Source organism: Pontibacter kalidii (assembly GCF_026278245.1).
Lineage (GTDB): Bacteria > Bacteroidota > Bacteroidia > Cytophagales > Hymenobacteraceae > Pontibacter > Pontibacter kalidii.
Genome location: NZ_CP111079.1, coordinates 540736 through 558545 on the forward strand (window position 1 = coordinate 540736; position 17810 = coordinate 558545).

Sequence of the window (17810 nt, forward strand, 5' to 3'; positions counted from 1 at the left end):
GCGGGCAGGTCGCGACCTGTCCCTCCATCACCCCACCCCAGCCCTCCCCTAAGAACAGGGGAGGGAGCCTGTGACAGCTCTAGCTAATGTGTAAGTTTCGTAGCTGCTAATAGCATCAGCACAAGTATAAACCCACCCCTAAGCCCCTCCAAGGAGGGGAATTGCTCGTGAACGATTGTCATCCCCCTACCCCTTCAAAGGGGGACTTATACTTGTTCCATAGCAATGGCCGTGCCTATCGAACCTGTTCCCAGTCCTTGGGTTGAGCGCCTTGTGAGATCCGGTGCCCGCTAAGGGCATGTCGAGCGAAAGCGAGGCAAGGAGGTAACACAGCGCGATGCCCTTATCGAGGGCCCCTACCCCCAGGACGAGCCCTCTCGGGCTTGAGAGCAGAAAGCAGGAGGTGAAACAAGCTGGTTGTAAAGCCGTGGAGGAACAGCAGCTAGCAAGTATAACCTGTTTCAAATGGAAAGAAGCAGCGGCTAAAAGAAGTACAAGCGGACGCTTGCGCCAGAGAAGAATGAATTGTAGCCTACGCGGATCTGGAGATCCGCAGCAGAGGGGTTTCGGACAAGTATATCCGAAACAGCGAGAGAATAGCCAATGTATAACTCAAGTATAAGTATGGCTTTCCAAGCCAGTTGAGTCGGAGACTTAACACCATAATAAGACACACGTCTTCAGGTTTGCGCCAGAATGGGAAAGTATAAAAGCATTGCTCAGGTATAAAGTCCCGTTTGTCCAATCATCCTAACAATCCTGATTCAAATAAGAAAAAATTATGGCTCCTACTCGCCCGCTGGCAGACCGATTGTCGGACTAGGAAATGGGCAAGAGCAGAAGGCCCTCGCTGGTTTTTGGGGAAAGCCTAAAATAATGTGCCAGCACTACCTTCCTGCGGCTTAGCCGGGGCAGGGGTTTCACAATTTTCCTCGTTAAACACCTGGTCGATGGCTTTTTCGGCTTTGCGCAGTTTTTCCTTGCACAGCTTTATCAGCTGCGACGAGCGCTGTACTTTCTGCGTCAGTTCATCCACGTCTACGGCGTCGTTTTCGATGGCGCGTAAGATCTCCTCCAGTTCCTGCGTTGCCTCGCGGTAGGTCATGTTATTTAATTCCTTGTTCATCTGTATCAATGTTTACAACCATGCTGTGGAGCGTGCCGTCCTGCAGCTTCGTCTCCACCACATCGCCGTCTTTAACCTCTTTTATACTTTTAATGATCTTGCCGTTCAGAAGCGTGAGCGTGTAGCCGCGCAGCAGCAGCTTCTCGGGGTTGTTGGCCTCGATGCTCATCTCCAGCAGCTTTAGCCTGTGGTTCTCGCCCTGCAGTCTGCCTTTGGCGCTGTACTCCAGCTTGTCGCTATACTTGGTAAAGGTCAGTTGCCTTTGCTTCAGCTTGTCCTTGGCCTCGGTTTCCACGCAGTGCACCAGGTGGTTAAGCTCGTGCTCCTTCAGGTGCAGGTAACGCTGGCTTTTACCCTCCACGCATACCGAGAGCTCCTGCAGGTGCCGCTGCCGTTCGTGCAGCAGGTCTTTGGTGCCGGCGTTGAGGTCTTTGTCCAGGTCGCTTATAAGATGGCGCTGCGCCTCCAGGTATGCCTTCGGCTTCAGTAACAGCCCCCGCGACAGCGTTTCCAGTTTATCTTTGCTTTTCTGTAGCAGCTGCCTTGTGATGTTCTGGAAGCGCAAGCTTAGTCGTTCCAGCTTGTCGTCCGTCAGCTTCAGCTGTTGTGCTGCAAACATTCGGATGCTGTCAAACAGATCTTCCGCGTACTCCTCCGCCTCCCGGAACCTGTCTATCAGGAAACCGGCCACAGCAGTGGGAGTCTTCAGCCTTGTGTGAGCCACCAGGTCGGCAATACTTTCGTCGCGCTCGTGGCCTATGCCCGTGAGCACCGGAAGCGGTGCGTTACCAATGGCAGCCGCAATTTTGTAGTCGTCAAAACAGCTCAGATCTGTCTGGGAGCCACCGCCCCTGATCAGCACGATGGCATCAAACTGGTCGCTTCGCTTTGCTATCTGTACGAATGCCTGCGCCACCGAGGCCGGTGCCTCATTGCCCTGCACTGTGGCCGGGAAAAGCGTGGCCTCAAAAGTATAGCCGTAGCCGTTGTTCTCCAACTGGTGTATAAAATCCTGGAAACCGGCTGCCGTGGCTGATGAAATGATAGCCAGCCGCTGCGGTACCGGCGGCAGTTCCAACTCCTTGTTCGCCTCCAGCAACCCTTCAGCCTCCAGGCGCTTCAGCGTTTCGAGGCGCTGGCGGGCTAGGTCGCCAATGGTATAGTTGGGGTCTATGCTGGTGATGTCGAGGCTGAGGCCGTAGAGCTCGTGGAACCGCACCGTTGCCTGCAGCAGCACCTTGAGCCCCGCCTTCAGTGGTTGCCCGGTTTTCTCCTCGAAGTAGCGCGCCAGCATCTGGTAACGCGACCCCCAGATGGTTGCCCGTGCCTGGGCCAGCATCTGCCGTGCGTCGTCGCCTTTGTCCACCAGAGTCAAGTAGCAGTGGCCTTTGCGGCGGTCCACGTTTACCTGGGCTACCTCCGCCACCACCCAATAGCTGTCCGGGAAAGCCACCTCCAGTTCCTCGCGTATCTGCTGGTGCAGCTCATACAGCGAGAGCGGGGCCTGCTCCTCATACACTACCGTCTGGCGAAAAAAGATCTGGGACATGGTTCAACAACGTTACAATCTCCTGCACAACCGGCAGAGCGCCGGCTCCTGTGCCTCGAAGATAGGATTTTTTGGCTAAAATAATTAGTAAGGTGGCGGAGAAAAAGTTTTTGCTTGTCTGAATCAGGATTTGTGGGATTGTAGGATGGACAGGATTTTCTACAAACCAGTTCCAACCACCCCTGCCCCTCCTTAACTAAGGAGGGGAGCCTGAAATTGTTGTGGCTCAAGTATAAGTTTCATAGTTGCTGGCATAGAGCGAACAGGTCGCGACCTGTCCCTACAAGAGTGAATCCACCCCTAGCCCCTCCCAGGAGGGGAGTTCACCCCACCCCAGCCCTCCCCTAAAAACAGGGGAGGGAGTTATACTTGCCACTATACTTAATTGTCATCTCGAATGAAATGAGAGATCTATCTGCAATTCTAAACAGATCTCTCACTACGTTCGAGATGACAGATAGCGGTGGCTATCGGAAACTGATCCCAGTCTTTCCGTTGAGCGCCTTGTAGATTTCCGGTGCCGAAGGCATTGCGACTTTAGGAGCAAAGGAAATGTACACAGCGCGATGCGGGAAGACGAGGCCTCCCGGCCTTGAGGGAGTCAAAGTGTACTATAAAACAAGTAGGTTGTAAAGCCGTGGATGAACAGTAGCTAGTTAGGATATCCTGTTTCAGGTTACGGGAAGCAGGGGCTAAGAAAAGGCAAAAGCGGACGCTTTCGCCAGTGAAAGTATAGCAGCAAGTATAAACTGAAGTATAAGAATATAGCCCAAGTATAAAGTATGGCTTTTCAAGCCAGTCGAGGCATAGACGCGACACATTGGTAGGGCGCAAGTCTTTAGACTTGCGCCAGATAGAGAGGAAATTGTAGGCTTGTATACCAGGCTGAAACGCGATGGTTCTGGCATAGAAATCCAAAGATCTTAAACTTGATTTTAAAAAAACATCAAAAACATTTGGCATTTTAAAAAGTCGCGCCGTATACTTGCAACATCAAGTCAATACTCCCTTTGCGGATATTGGTTTATAAAGAAGCGTGGAGAGACAGGCTCTGTGAAACGCTAGCAACCTAACGATCGGTGTTAAGGTGCTAATTCCTGAGTTCGGCAGGGTGCCGGACGAATATAAATTGATACGGTCATGAACAAGGGAATCAATTCAACGCAACACGTATTACTAGTATCGCCGACAGCCAAAGCACTGTCGCAAGTCTGCATTTTAGCTCCTGCTAAGGCTTTCGTCATGCGCATGCCCATGTGCGCCATGCACGACTGTTGTTGCTGTTAACCAAGGTATAAAGTTCCTGTTTTCATACATGGCTTAGTGGCAGATCCCGCATCTGCTGCTACAGCCTACTTATACCTCTACAGCATTCCTGTCTTTACTCAAATCATACCTTTTCTTTTTAACGATATAAAATCTACATAGCCATGTCTAAATCATTGCACTTCGAAACGCTACAGTTGCACGCCGGCCAGGAAATAGATCCCACCACACAGTCACGCGCAGTGCCTATCTACCAGACCACCTCTTACGCCTTTAAAAACGCGGAGCACGGGGCTAATCTGTTTGCCCTGAAGGAATTCGGTAACATTTATACCCGCATTCAGAACCCAACCACCGATGTGTTCGAGAAGCGCATTGCGGCTCTGGAGGGAGGAGTGGCGGCTGTGGCCGTGGCCTCGGGGCAGGCGGCGCAGTTCCTGGCGCTCACCAACATCCTGGAGGCCGGGGATAACTTTGTAACGTCCAGCTTCCTGTATGGCGGTAGCTATAACCAGTTCAAGGTATCGTTCAAGCGCCTGGGCATTGAGGCCAGGTTTGCCGGAAACGATGACGTGTCGAGCTTCGAGAAGCTGATCGATGAAAAGACAAAGGCAATTTATACAGAGACCATTGGCAATCCGCGCTTTAACATTCCGGACTTTGAGGCCCTTGCCGCCCTGGCTCGCAAGTATGATATTCCGCTGATTGTGGATAACACCTTCGGGGCCGGTGGTTACCTGTTTCGCCCGCTGGAGCACGGCGCCAATGTGGTGGTGGAGTCTGCTACGAAGTGGATCGGCGGCCACGGCACCAGCATTGGCGGCGTGATTGTGGACGGGGGTAACTTTAACTGGGGCAACGGCAAATTCCCGCAGTTCTCCGAGCCATCGGAAGGTTACCATGGGCTGAACTTCTGGGAGGTGTTTGGCGAAAACGGCCCGTTCGGAAACATCGCCTTCGCCATTCGTACCCGTGTGGAAGGCCTTCGGGATTTCGGTCCGGCACTGAGTCCTTTTAACTCGTTCCTGCTGCTGCAGGGGCTGGAAACGCTTTCGCTAAGGCTGGAGAGAACCGTGCAGAACGCGCAGGCGCTGGCCGAGTGGCTGGAGCAGCACGAGTTGGTAGAGAGCGTGAACTACCCTGGCCTACAGAGCAGCCCCTACCACGAACTGGCTAAAAAATACCTGAAGCGCGGCTTTGGCGGGGTGCTTTCCTTTAAGCTGAAAGGTGACAAGCAGCAGGCGGAGACATTTGTCAACAGCCTGGAACTGGTGAGTCACCTGGCTAACGTGGGCGACGCCAAAACGCTGATCATCCACCCGGCCTCCACCACACACCAACAGTTGAGCGATGCCGAGCAACTAAGCGCAGGCGTAGATCCAACCCTGCTACGCATATCCGCCGGCATAGAGCACATAGACGACATAAAAGCAGATTTCGAACAGGCCTTCTCCAAAGTATTGGAGGCAGCGCCCGCTATAGCCTAAGTATAATAATGCCAACACAGCACGTTTTTCATCACCAACAAGAGTTTCAGCTGGAGTCCGGGGCTACGTTGCCGGGCTTCCAGCTGGCTTATACTACTTACGGCGCGCTGAACCAGCAGCGCAGCAATGTGGTATGGGTGTGCCATGCCCTTACCGGCAGCGCCGATTTTACCGACTGGTGGTGCGACCTCTTCGGGGAAGGCAAGCTCTACGACCCGCGCGAATGGTTTGTCGTGTGCGCCAACACCATGGGCGGTTGCTACGGCTCCACAGGGCCACTCTCGGTAAACCCAAAAACGCTGCAGCCATACTTCCAGACTTTTCCGCAGCTCACCAACCGCGACATTGTGCGCGCCTTCGATCTGCTGCGGCAGGAGCTGGGGTTGGAGCGGGTGCATACGTTGCTGGGTGGCTCGCTGGGCGGGCAGCAGGCGCTGGAGTGGGTGCTGCAGAAACCTGCTGTGTTTGAGCGGCTGGTGCACGTGGCCAGTAATGCGCGGCACTCCCCTTGGGGCATCGCCTTTAACGAAAGCCAGCGCATGGCCATCCGCCAGGACCCCACCTGGGGCACCAGCACAAAGGAGGCAGGACAGGAAGGGCTAAAAACGGCCCGCGCTATCGCCATGCTGTCTTACCGCCACTACAACACCTACAACGAAGCGCAGCAGGAGCCGGGGCATAGCATTACCGACAACTTTCGCGCTTCCAGCTACCAGGTATACCAGGGCGAGAAGCTGGCACAGCGGTTCAATGCTTATACTTACTGGCTGCTCTCCAAGGCCATGGACTCGCACAACGTGGGCCGCGACAGAGGGGGTGTGGAGCGTGCACTGGCACAGGTAAAGGCCCGGAGCCTGTTTGTGGGTGTGGATACCGACCTGCTGTTTCCGGTAGAGGAGCAGTATTTCCTGCATGCCCAGGTGTCGGATTCCTCCTTTCACCTTATCCGCTCCAACTATGGCCACGATGGCTTTCTGGTGGAGGTGGACCAGCTGACGGAGGCTATCCGTCAATTTTATCAAAATGAAAAAGTAACAGAAGAAGAAGAATTCAACTATGAAAAGCAAGAGCGGTAAACGAATCGGGATATTTGGCTTTGGCTGCGTGGGCCAGGGGCTGCATGACGTGCTGCAGGACAACCCACACCTGGATGTGGCCAAAATCTGCGTGCGCGACAAGGAGAAGCTGCGCACCCTGCCCAAGCATCATTTTACCTATGACGCGCAGGAGCTGCTGCAGGACGAAAGTATAGATCTGTTTGCCGAGCTGATCAGCGACCCGGAGGAGGCGCTGCTGATAGTGCGCCAGGCGCTGGAGGCGGGTAAAACCATCGTGTCGGCCAACAAGAAGATGATTTCGGAGAACCTGCCGGAACTGGTGGCACTGCAGGAGGAGTTTGGCGGCACTTTGCTCTACGAGGCGGCTGTGTGCGGCAGCATTCCAATCCTGCGGACGCTGGAGGCATACTATGGCAACGAGCCGCTGCAGGAGGTAAGCGGTATCTTGAACGGTTCATCCAACTACATCCTCACCAAGCTGGATGCGGAAGGCATAAGCTATGACGAGGCACTGGCGCAGGCGCAGGCGCTTGGCTTTGCCGAGGCTGACCCGACGCTGGACGTGGGCGGCTACGATGCCCTGCACAAGATCAGCTTAATTGCCGCGCATGCCTTTGGGGCCGTGATAAAGCCGGAGCAGGTACTCCGTGCAGGCATTCAGCACATATCGCGGCGGGATGTGGCGCTGGCACAGGCACTGGGCGGGCGCATCAGGCTGGTAGCCACGGCCAGGCTGAACCAGCACAAAAAACTGGAGCTACAAGTGCTGCCTACGCTCGTGTTCCCCGACTCGGAGCTATACTATGTGGAGGCGGAGTTTAACGGGGTGCAGCTACAGGCCCGCTATGCCGGCGATCAGTTTCTGAAGGGGCGCGGTGCCGGAAGCCACCCAACCGGGTCTGCCGTATGGGCCGATGTATCGGCAGCGCTGGCCGGCTACAAGTATAAATACCCTAAATTCAAGTATAACGACGAGGCGCAACTGAAGCCGGTACCTTTGGAGGAGGACGATGAATTGAAAGTATACGTGCGCACGACCATGCCCGAGTTTCTGCCCCAGCTGCCGTGGCGGGAGCTGAGGGTCTTTGGTACGGGGAAAAGGGAGGTGCAACTGGTAGGCACCATTGGCAGGAAAGACTTTCTTTTATACCTGCCGGCCCTGAAGCAAACCATTGCTTTTATAGCACAGATTCCGGCCCATGTATCGGCGGAGCAGGTGGTAAATGCCTCGTATCTGAAGCTGGAGGAGGTTGTATAAACCTGAACGCGTTTTGTGTTTTTCTAAAAGGGAATCTTGATAGGTGTAAATTGACAAGGATATAAGTATATATAAATTATACTATGGTGATTTTTAATTTAATGAAATCGCAGCTATTATCCAAGTCTAACCGTACAAATAATCAATCTGTTAGCGATTATTATTTGTACCCATATGAAAAATATACCTGTACTCTTTTTCACCTTCCTGATGGTGGTCTTGGGGCTGTCATCTTGCAGAAATGATGGGGCTACTCCCATCCGAAACGTGAAGGCCGGCCCCACCTTGCTGAGGGTGCAAGCCGGAAATGGCTCCTGTGATAATTACACGTACTTCTATGGCAATGAGCAGAAGAACCTGGGAAGCGTATTTACGAAACAAGTGCTGGTGGTGTTCGCCAGCGGCCTAAGCGCCGGGGAAGAGGCTGCGGCAGTGGCTGCCTACGGTTTTGTGAAAGGCAACAACGGACAGGTCAGCTCGAACTCGGCCATGCTCCATAACATTGAGCTGGTGGACGGGCTAAATTGCCGGCAGGTGGAAAAGGCGATGGAACTGCTAGCTGAAGACCCTGCTATAGCGTATGTGGCGCCATACTTCCTGAATGGGGATGGCTTGCTTGGCATCAGCAACGAAGCTATCGTTACGATTGAAGCAGGAGCAGAAGATGCCCTGACTGCCATGGCTGCCGAATATGGCGCAGAGGTGCTGATGCCGTTGAGTGGCCAAACCTACCTGGTGCGTGTGGATAAAAATGCCACCGGCAATGCCTTAGAGCTAGCCAACTTCCTGAAAGGTAAAACCGGTATCACACACGCCGAACCCGATTTTATCGTATCGGCTGATGTGCCGGTAGCCGACAGAAGGAACGGCATCGGAAACCGCCTCAATTAAACTTTAGATATAAAAAAACCGCTCTGGGTATTCTAGAGCGGTTTTTTTATACGTTAATGCACGCAGCAGCTATACATAAATAGCTTTTGCCCTGTCGCGCAGGTTGTAGGCTGAGGCCATTACCTCACCGTAGGCTCCCGCCGTGCGGATCGCGATCAGATCGCCCCGGTTGGTCTCCGGCAACATCACCGCCTTGCCAAAACAGTCGCTCGACTCACAGATCGGGCCCACCACGTCGTAACGCACCTCCGGCTTCTGGCTTGTCAGGTTCTCAATCTTGTGGTACGACTGGTACAGTGCCGGGCGGATCAACTCCGTCATGCCCGCATCGAGTATGGCAAAGTTAGTAGATATCCCGTTCTTGATGTAGAGCACCTTAGAGATCAAGGTGCCACACTGTGCCACCAGTGCGCGGCCTAGCTCAAAATGCACCTGCTGGCCCGGCCGCAGCTCCAGGAACTGGTTAAACAATGCAAAGTAGGCGGCAAAGTCAGGAACCGGGGATTCGTCCGGGGCATAATAATCCACCCCCAGGCCACCGCCCACGTTCACGTGCTCCAGCTGGATGTTATGCGCCAAAAACCACTCCTGGAACTCATTTACACGGGTGCACAAGTTCTTGAACACCGTCAGGTCCGTGATCTGGGAGCCGATGTGGAAGTGAATGCCGATTAGCTGCACATGCTTTAGTTGCTGCAGCAGCTCGATCACGCTCTCCAGTTCCCAGGCGTTTATGCCGAATTTGTTCTCCTCAAGGCCCGTGGTGATATACTTATGGGTGTTGGCGTTTACGTTCGGGTTGATGCGCAGGGCCACGCGGGCCACGGTATTTTTCTTCTCAGCCAGCTCGTTTAGCACCTCCAGCTCATGCTTCGACTCGCAGTTAAAGCAGAAGATGCCCTGCTGCAGGGCGTAGTTTATTTCCGCATCCGACTTGCCCACACCGGCAAACACCACCTCCTGTGCCGGAAAACCGTTCTCTATGGCGGCTTTTACTTCGTTGCCGCTCACGCAGTCGGCACCGAAGCCGTGCTGACGCACCTCGTCCAGAATAGGTGCGTTGGCGTTGGCCTTCAGAGCGTAGTGAACATGGAAGTTATACTTCTCAGCCTCCTGTTGCACAGCTTTCAGGGTCTGGCGCAGCAGGCTTAGGTCGTATACATAGAACGGAGTAGCGTGTTGCTGCAGCTGCTCCGGGTTCAGGTTAAGCATGGGCTTTATTTCTGTTAAAGATGCCATCGTTCAATTTGGTTAGGGCCTCTACTTTGTCTGCTGTACTTACCAGGAAACTGATGTTGTTCTTGCTACCGCCGTAGGAGATCATGCGCAGCGGGATGTGCTGCAGCGACTGGAAAATAGCCAGCACCGAACCACTGCGCTCGGCAATAAAATCACCTACCACGCAGACGATGGTTTGCTCCTGATCTATTTCCACCTGGCCAAACTCCTTCAGCTCGGCCATGATCTCGTTCAGGTGCCTGTCGTTGTCGATCGTCAGCGATACGGCCACCTCAGAGGTGGTGATCATGTCAATTGGGGTTTTATACCTTTCGAACACCTCAAACACGCTGCGCAGGAAACCGTAGGCCAGCAGCATGCGGCCAGACTTTATTTTAATAGCGGTGATGCCATCCTTGGCGGCCACGGCTTTTATCTTGCCACTTTCCGTTTGGGTGCTGATGGTGGTGCCTTTCGCCTCGGGTGCCATGGTGTTGAGCAGCTTTACCGGAATGTTCTTTTGCTTGGCCGGCTTCACGCTGCTCGGGTGCAGTATTTTGGCCCCAAAGTACGCCAACTCCGCTGCCTCGTCGAACGAGAGCTCCGCTATCGGGTAAGTATTCTTCACGATGCGCGGGTCGTTGTTGTGCATGCCATCAATATCGGTCCAGATCTGGATTTCCGCTGCATCAGCGGCAGCCCCGATAAGCGAGGCAGAGTAGTCCGAGCCTCCGCGCTTCAAATTGTCGATCTCCCCAAAGGCGTTGCGGCAGATATATCCCTGCGTAACGAAAAGCTCCACGCCCGGGTATTTCTCCAGCTCCTTTTGCAGGTGCTGGGCAATGTACTCGGTATCCGGCTCCTCATTCTCATCGATCTTCATGAAGTTTAGTGCTGGCAGCAGTACAGACTCTTCGCCCTGCTCCTCCAGGAAAAACTGGAAAAGGGCCGTGCTCAGCAGCTCGCCCTGCGCCAGCACCGCGCGCTCCTCATGAATGGTAAATAGGTCGAGGGTGAAGGCTGTGAGGTAATCGAAATGCTGTTTTAGCAGCTCGTTTGCCTGTTTTTTCTTATCGTCGGAGGTGTAGAGTTCCTCTACCACCTGTTTATACTTATCGTGCAGGGCCTTAATGAGCGCCTTTGCTTCGTCGTGTTTATTCTGATACAGCGTCTCCGCTATCTGTACCAATGCGTTTGTGGTGCCCGACATAGCCGAAAGCACTACAATTTTAGGCTCACCGTTACAGATGAGCGTGGCTACCGCCTTCATTCTCTCAGCTGACCCCACCGAGGTACCGCCGAACTTGAGTATTTTCATTCAGGTGATAAAAATAAGTGATGATAGTAAGCTACAAAAGTAGCAAAAAATCAGCGGAATACGGCGGGTCTGTTTCTTCCTGTTGCGCAATGTCTGTAAAAACCGGGTAGATTATAATTTGTCTTTGGATGATTAGTAGGGGTGGCGGTGAATGTTCCTTATCAGGTAGGGCATTTCCTCGCGCAAGCGTCGGCTTGTATCTTATATAGCCGCTGCTTCCTGCTAACTGAAACGAGCTATACTTGCTAGCTGCTGATCATCCACGGCTTTACAACCAACTTGTTCCGTAGTATTCTTTCTGCTCTCCAGCCCGAGAGGGCTCGTCATGGGGGTAGGGGCCCTCGATAAGGGCATCGCGCTGGGAGCTTTTCCTGCCCTCGTGCCTCGGGCTGCCTCACTGGCGTTCGTCACCGGAAAAATCGCATAGGCCTCAGTCCAAGGACTGGGTATCATTTCGATAGCCACGGCTAACAAAGCTTCAACAGAGCTCCCCTCCTTGGCTAAGGAGGGGTAGGGGTGGTTGGACCAGTACTGCAGAATTCCCCTCCTCGGAGGGGCGGGTTTATACTTTGTAGGGACAGGTCGCGACCTGTCCGTGTGAGAACAGCGGCTATAAAACTTATACTTTGGCTAATGCAGTTACAGACCCCCTCCTTAGACTACCGAGAACGGGAGTTCGAAGGTAGCGAGCGTAGCTTTGAGGGGCAGGGGTGGTTGGACCCGGCACCATAAAGCTGCTAGAAGCTTTAAGAAAAGCGGTTATACTTTAAACCAAACCCACCACCACACTGGCTGCGTTACCGCCAAAGCCGGCGGCATTTACCATGATGCGCTTAATACGTGATGGTACTGTTTGCTGGAGCAGATTTGGATACGGGATGAAAGTATACTGCTGTTGCTGCAGCACATGCAGGGCGTATTGCAGGCTCAGCGCCCCGGAGGCTCCCAACGTATGGCCAATCAGCCATTTATTAGTGGTGATAGCCGGGCTGTTTTCGCCGAAGACAGCCTTTATGGCGGCAAGCTCTGCTTTATCGCCAGCGCGGGTGCCGGGTGTGTGCGTAATAATCAGGTGTACGGTTCGGTCGTGCTCCGGCAGCTGGGCCAGCGCCTGCCTCATCGATTTCTGAAAATTGATACCCTCTGCTGAGATGCCCGTTTTGCTCACCAGCTTCTCAAAGCCCAACCCGACAGCCTCTATGACTGGCGTACCTGGCGCGGGTTGCCGCACCTGCTCCAGCGCAATAACAGCGGCTCCCTCGCCTAAGGTAAAGGTATTCTGCTTTTCCAAAGCGTAAGGCTGGCAAGGGTAGGTCGTGTTGGCAAGTCTGGAGTAAATGCCCACGGCCTTCATCTGCGCGATGGTGAAATGAGTGAGTGGGGCCTCGGTGCCGCCGGCCAGAAAGCGCTTGGCCATACCGGACTTTAGCCAGGCCACCCCGTTGGCAATGGCCATCAGGGCGGTGCTGCAGGTAATGGAGTGGCTGATTTGCCCGCCACCCGCGTTCACCGCATGCGCCACCCAACTCGACAGGTTTCCGAGAGTAGTGGTAGGGGAGGCGCTGGAAGATAGGTTCTCCTGTTGAAAAGCCTCGAAATGTTCCTCAAACAAGCCGGTTGCCCCGCGGGAGGAGCCAATGTTTACCGCCAGGTCATCATCTGCTGAAGAATTCTCTTGCAGCCAACCCGCCTGCGTTGCCGCTTGCCTGGCAGCATATACCGCCATCAGCACCGAGCGGTCGAGCTGCTTGTACACTGGGTTTTCGTGAAGCAAATCTTGCAACTGCTCCTCTGCCTCAGCTGGCAAAGCAGCTACAGGCGTTGGTTGGGCCTGGTGAAGTATAGCTTTGAAAGCTGGTATACCGGAAGTATAAGCTGCTGCAGTAGAAGTGCTATCGTGCCCTAACGGAGAAATGGCCCCCAGTCCTTTGATGACAATATGTTCTTTCGCTGCTTCCAAAACGTGGGCAAAGGTAAGTATTCCAGATCAGGATTTACAGGATTTTAGGATAGGCAGGATGAGAAATCGTGGAAAAACAACTCAGTTTCCACGATTCCTGCGCTGTTACGGATAGCTTTGTCCGAAACAGCGCCCTTATCTACCTCCGAGTATGGTTAAACTGTAAACCCACCCCTAACCCCTCCAAGGAGGGGAGTCCTACAAGTGTAATTTGACTCCCCTCCTTGGAGGGGGAGGGATGGGGTAATCGCAACTTGCGGTTTATACTTGCCTAATCATGCAGCATAATCGAATCCGGATGCGGGTGCTGCCTTTTGCCTGCCACAATCTCCTGCATTCCGATCAGTGTCTGGTATACCTGATCGAGTTGCTCGTCGGTGATGCAGTAAGGAGGGATAACATAGATGATGTTGCCCAGCGGACGAAGTATAACCCCGTTGTCCAGCCCGAAACTATAGAGCGTGTCGCGCAGGTCGCTGAAGTAGGACGTGGCTCCGTCATAGAATTCGATGGCTAGGATGGTGCCCTGCTGGCGCACCTCCAGCACCTGCGGCAGGTCTTTTATACTTTGAGCAAAGGCTGCGTGGCGATGTCCGATGCGGTTTATACTTTCCTGTGTTTCGGGCTGCAACAGCAAATCCATACTTGCCAGGCCGGCAGCGCAGGCCACGGGGTTGGCTGTGTAGCTATGGCCGTGGAAAAGGGTTTTGCTACGGTCGTCGTGCAGGAAGGCCTCGTAAATTTTTTCGTTGCAGGAGGTGGCTCCCAGGGCCATGGTACCCCCGGTCAGCCCCTTCGAGAGGCATACCATGTCGGGCTTTTGCTGCAGGTAATCCGTCGCAAAAGTGCGCCCGGTGCGGCCAAAGCCGGTCATCACCTCATCGGCAATGTTGAGGATGTCGTGCTGCTGGCAGATGGCCATTAGCTTATCGAGCACTTCAGGGGTATACATGATCATCCCACCGGTACCTAGCACCAGCGGCTCGTAAATAAAAGCGGCAATGTCACCCTGAGCAGCAAGTGCTTCCAGTTGTTTTATACTTTCTGCTTCCTTGCCGACAGTAGGCACGTCTATAAACTCCACCTCGAACAGGTAGGGCCAGAACGGGGCGGTAAAGGCACTGCGGGCGCTCACCGACATGGCCCCGAACGTATCGCCATGATAGCTGTCGCGGAAGGCGATGATCTTCTTTTTAGGCGTGCCGAGGTTGTTCCAGTACTGGATAGCCATTTTCAGGGCCACTTCCACGGCGGTGGAGCCGTTGTCGGAGTAAAAGATACGGCTCTGGCCCTGGGGCAGGAGCTGCAAAAGACGCTCGGCAAAGGTAACGGCGGCAGGATGTGTGAAGCCGGCAAAAATAACATGCTCCAGCGTGCGCAGCTGCTCGGCTACTTTTTTGGCAATGTAGGGGTGCGCGTGCCCGTGCAGGTTTACCCACCACGAGGCCACGGCATCAATATAAGTCTGGCCATCCTCCGAAAACAAAAGCGCCCCCTCGCCCCGAACAATCGGAATAGGAAGCGCTGCGGTTTTCATTTGGGTATAAGGATGCCAGATAACGTTTTGATCACGTTCGGCTAAGTTCATTCTTACAGTGTGCGTTCAGGCACGTTTGGTTTTGTAGAGTTTCTGCTATAGGCAAACAACTATAAGTATCCTTCAAATGTTTTGGCATACTCGGCCACGGTATCCTTGCAGAAGTCGGCTTCCTGGCGGATAGACGGCAGGCAACGCAGTCCGGTATACTTCACGATGAAATCCTCTGAGGTGGCGTTCTCCTCCCCATTAAAGATGATACCGGCAACCGGAATTTTGCGGTAGCGCAGCACCTCGGCAGTGAGCAACGTATGGTTTATACTTCCGAGGTAGTTGCGCGACACAAGTATAACCTCCAGGCCCAGCTGCTGCACCAGATCCAGCACGAGGTAACGCTTGTTCAGGGGCACCATCAGGCCACCGGCTCCCTCCACAATCAGGTTGTTTTGGGTGTCGGGTAGTCTCATGCCTTTCACATCGATCTCCACGCCCTCGGCAGCGGCAGCCTTATGCGGCGACGCAGCCATTTTGAGGCGGTAAGCCTCCGGGTGGAAAACCGAGCGCTCGTTAGAAACCAGACTCTTTACAGTGTCTGTGTCGGTGAAGTCCAGACCGCCTGCTTGCACAGGTTTCCAGTAGTCGGCCTGCAGGGCTTCGGTAAGTATGGCAGCAGCAACCGTCTTGCCTACATCCGTACCGATTCCTGTTACAAAATATTGTTTCATGTACCTTTGGCTATGGCCTGCACGAGGCCCTCAATTTCTTCTTCTGTATTAAAAGCATGCACAATTACGCGCAGCCGTTCGGTGCCTTGGGGCACGGTGGGGCTAAGCACGGGGCGCACGTCAAAACGATCTTGTTGCAGCGCAGCCGCCAGCGCCTTTAGTTGCTGTGGCTGTTGCAGGAAAACAGAGAGTATAACACTGCCTTCCGGGGTACAGCGAATGCCGCTGATGTTGTTTAGTTTCCGGTACAATAGGTGCGCCAGCCGTTTTACCCATTCCCGCTCTTCCGCAAGCTCGGGCAGCAACGTATAGGCGCACTTCAGGGCCACCAGCGCGTGCGTTGGAAGCCCTGTGGTATAAATAAAAGCGCGGCTGTAGTTGATGAGAAACTCACGGAGCACCTGCGGACCTACCACGGCAGCCCCGTGTAAGCCCATGGCCTTGCCGTAGGTCAGTACCCGGGCAAATACCTCCTGCTCCAGCCCCAGGTCCGATACAAGTCCCTCGCCTTTCGCACCGTAGAGGCCCACGGCATGTGCCTCATCCACAATAAGTGCCGCATTATGTGCGTTACATACTTGTGCCAGTTCCCGCAAGGGCGCCTGGTCGCCATCCATCGAGTACACCGACTCTACCAGCACGTATACCTGCCCGCTCGTCCGTTCCAGTTTTTGCCGCAGGTCCTCCACATTATTATGGCGGAAGGCATAACTCTTGGCAAAGCTCAGGCGCAGCCCGTCTTTCATAGAGGCATGGCTGGCCTCATCATACAGCACGGTGTCGCCGCGCTGGGGCAGTGCCGACAGCAAACCCACGTTGGCGGTGTAGCCGGAGTTAAAAAGCAGCGCCGCCTCCGCCTGGTGGTAGCGCGCAATCATCCCCTCCAGCTCCTCAAACAGCGGGTGGTTACCTGATAACAGTCGGGAGCCGGTCGCACCCAATGGCAGATGTTTATACTTTTCCTCCTCCTTGTGGATAAGTGCCCGCAGTTTCTCAGAGCGAGCAAGGCCGAGGTAATCGTTAGAGCAGAAGTCAGTAAGGCCGGAGGTGATTTTCAGCGCCCGCAAGTTTCCCTGCGCCGCCCGCTCCGCCAGCTTCTGCTGTAGTTTTATGGACAAAGGATCTTGTGACAAAGGACAAAGGAGTTAAGCAATAATACCTTAAAGTATAATTCTTTTGTCTTATGTCAAATAGTCTTTTGTCTAGCCAACCACCGGTTGGCATACTTCTTTGAATGATTTTCTAGGATTCAGGCCCAGCAGCTCGAACATGGCTTTGTCCGCGTCAAAATCCGGGTTAGGAGTAGTCAGGAGTTTCTCTCCTGTAAAGATAGAATTGGCGCCAGCCAGGAAGCACAGGGCCTGTTCTGTCACGCTCATGCGCTCGCGACCAGCCGACAGGCGCACCATCGACTTCGGCATCAGGATACGGGCCGTGGCGATCATGCGCACCATCTCCCACACCGACACCAGCGGCTGGTGCTCCAGCGGCGTACCTTTAACCGGCACCAGTGCGTTTACCGGCACCGACTCCGGGTGCTGCACCATGGTAGACAAGGTATGCAGCATCTTGATGCGGTCTTCGTCCGTCTCTCCTAAACCGATAATGCCACCTGAGCATACCGAGATACCCGCTTTGCGCACGTTGTCGATCGTGTTCAGGCGGTCGTCGTAGGTACGGGTGGTGATGATGCTGGCGTAGTTATCCTCGGAGGTATCCAGGTTATGGTTGTAGGCATACAGGCCGGCCTCTTTTAGCTTCTCAGCCTGGTACTCGTTTACCATACCCAGCGTGCAGCATACTTCCAGACCCAGGTCGTTCACACCTTTCACCATATCCAGCACCTTATCGAAGTCGCGGTTATCGCGCACCTCGCGCCAGGCCGCGCCCATGCAGAAACGGGTAGAGCCGCCTTCTTTGGCGCGCTGCGCCGCCGTCAGCACCTGGTCCTGGCTCAGCAGCTTATGCACATCCACATCGGTGTGGTAGCGCGCCGCCTGCGGGCAGTAGGCACAGTCTTCGGAGCAACCGCCGGTTTTAACAGACAGAAGCGTGCACACCTGCACTTCGCCGGTGGCCTGGTACTGCTTGTGCACATTAGCTGCCTCTACAATCAGTTCCAGTACGGGTTTGTTGTATATCGCCTCTATTTCTTCCAAACTCCAGTCGTTGCGGAGAGCTGTGTTTTGTCCGTTCTGCATCATGGTCCTCGTGTTTAGGGTTACGAAGGTAATTTGAAGATTTAGGATTTAAAAATCAAAAGTCTGGGCAGCTTCGGTGGATAAATAGTTAACTTATTCAGCACGTGCAGGTTCTTTGTGGATAAATTACTTTGTTGATTTGTTGAGAAAATTTGATTAGCGGGCCAAGGGTGGAAAACAAAAAGCCCCTGCTGGTGGGCAGGGGCGGGGGGAATG

The 17810-nt window shown here is 54.0% G+C and carries 13 protein-coding genes and 1 riboswitch; of the genes, 4 read left to right on the forward strand and 9 right to left on the reverse strand.

Features of this window, described 5'->3' with window-relative positions:
• Positions 1 to 868 precede the first annotated feature (868 nt).
• A complete protein-coding gene (gene xseB, locus OH144_RS02315) occupies positions 869 to 1126 on the reverse strand; it encodes an exodeoxyribonuclease VII small subunit (RefSeq protein WP_266204673.1) in 258 nt (85 codons plus the stop codon).
• Entirely contained in the window at positions 1107 to 2675 is a 1569-nt protein-coding gene (gene xseA, locus OH144_RS02320; RefSeq protein WP_266204674.1) for an exodeoxyribonuclease VII large subunit, read from the reverse strand. The genes xseB and xseA overlap by 20 nt, the downstream gene beginning before the upstream one ends.
• Before the next feature lie 1021 nt (positions 2676 to 3696).
• Positions 3697 to 3806, forward strand: a riboswitch (SAM riboswitch).
• Between the two features lie 299 nt (positions 3807 to 4105).
• On the opposite strand from xseA, the gene OH144_RS02325 reads away from it, so the two are divergent.
• The 4 genes from OH144_RS02325 (at position 4106) to OH144_RS02340 (ending at position 8635) form a co-directional block, all read left to right on the forward strand.
• Positions 4106 to 5428, forward strand: a complete 1323-nt coding sequence (locus OH144_RS02325) for an O-acetylhomoserine aminocarboxypropyltransferase/cysteine synthase family protein (protein WP_266204675.1) — start codon at positions 4106 to 4108, stop codon at positions 5426 to 5428.
• 8 nt (positions 5429 to 5436) lie between these two features.
• Positions 5437 to 6504 carry a homoserine O-acetyltransferase MetX gene (metX, locus tag OH144_RS02330; protein WP_266204676.1) on the forward strand — a complete coding sequence of 356 codons (1068 nt, stop codon included), beginning with the start codon at positions 5437 to 5439 and terminating at the stop codon, positions 6502 to 6504.
• Positions 6485 to 7744, forward strand: coding sequence for a homoserine dehydrogenase (locus OH144_RS02335; RefSeq protein WP_266204677.1), 1260 nt, complete (start codon positions 6485 to 6487; stop codon positions 7742 to 7744). Before metX ends, OH144_RS02335 begins: the two co-directional genes overlap by 20 nt.
• A gap of 174 nt (positions 7745 to 7918) precedes the next feature.
• Complete coding sequence (locus tag OH144_RS02340) at positions 7919 to 8635, forward strand: hypothetical protein (protein WP_266204678.1); 717 nt, start codon at positions 7919 to 7921, stop codon at positions 8633 to 8635.
• Positions 8636 to 8704: 69 nt separating this feature from the next.
• On the opposite strand, the gene lysA is transcribed toward OH144_RS02340, so the two are convergent.
• The 7 genes from lysA to bioB form a co-directional block, all read right to left on the reverse strand.
• Positions 8705 to 9874 (reverse strand): diaminopimelate decarboxylase, encoded by a 1170-nt coding sequence (gene lysA, locus OH144_RS02345; protein WP_266204679.1) that lies wholly within the window; start codon positions 9872 to 9874, stop codon positions 8705 to 8707.
• On the reverse strand, positions 9840 to 11171 hold the full coding sequence (locus OH144_RS02350) for an aspartate kinase (protein WP_266204680.1): 1332 nt from the start codon (positions 11169 to 11171) through the stop codon (positions 9840 to 9842). The genes lysA and OH144_RS02350 overlap by 35 nt, the downstream gene beginning before the upstream one ends.
• A gap of 766 nt (positions 11172 to 11937) precedes the next feature.
• Positions 11938 to 13131, reverse strand: coding sequence for a beta-ketoacyl synthase N-terminal-like domain-containing protein (locus OH144_RS02355; protein ID WP_266204681.1), 1194 nt, complete (start codon positions 13129 to 13131; stop codon positions 11938 to 11940).
• A 271-nt stretch (positions 13132 to 13402) separates the two neighbouring features.
• Positions 13403 to 14719, reverse strand: a complete 1317-nt coding sequence (gene bioA, locus OH144_RS02360; RefSeq protein ID WP_266204682.1) for an adenosylmethionine--8-amino-7-oxononanoate transaminase — start codon at positions 14717 to 14719, stop codon at positions 13403 to 13405.
• Between the two features lie 59 nt (positions 14720 to 14778).
• Positions 14779 to 15393 (reverse strand): dethiobiotin synthase, encoded by a 615-nt coding sequence (gene bioD / locus OH144_RS02365; protein WP_266204683.1) that lies wholly within the window; start codon positions 15391 to 15393, stop codon positions 14779 to 14781.
• Entirely contained in the window at positions 15390 to 16526 is a 1137-nt protein-coding gene (locus tag OH144_RS02370) for an aminotransferase class I/II-fold pyridoxal phosphate-dependent enzyme (protein ID WP_266204684.1), read from the reverse strand. The genes bioD and OH144_RS02370 overlap by 4 nt, the downstream gene beginning before the upstream one ends.
• A 69-nt stretch (positions 16527 to 16595) precedes the next feature.
• The gene (gene bioB, locus OH144_RS02375) at positions 16596 to 17597 is read right to left on the reverse strand and encodes a biotin synthase BioB (protein ID WP_266204685.1); all 1002 of its coding nucleotides are present in this window, start codon (positions 17595 to 17597) and stop codon (positions 16596 to 16598) included.
• Positions 17598 to 17810 lie beyond the last annotated feature (213 nt).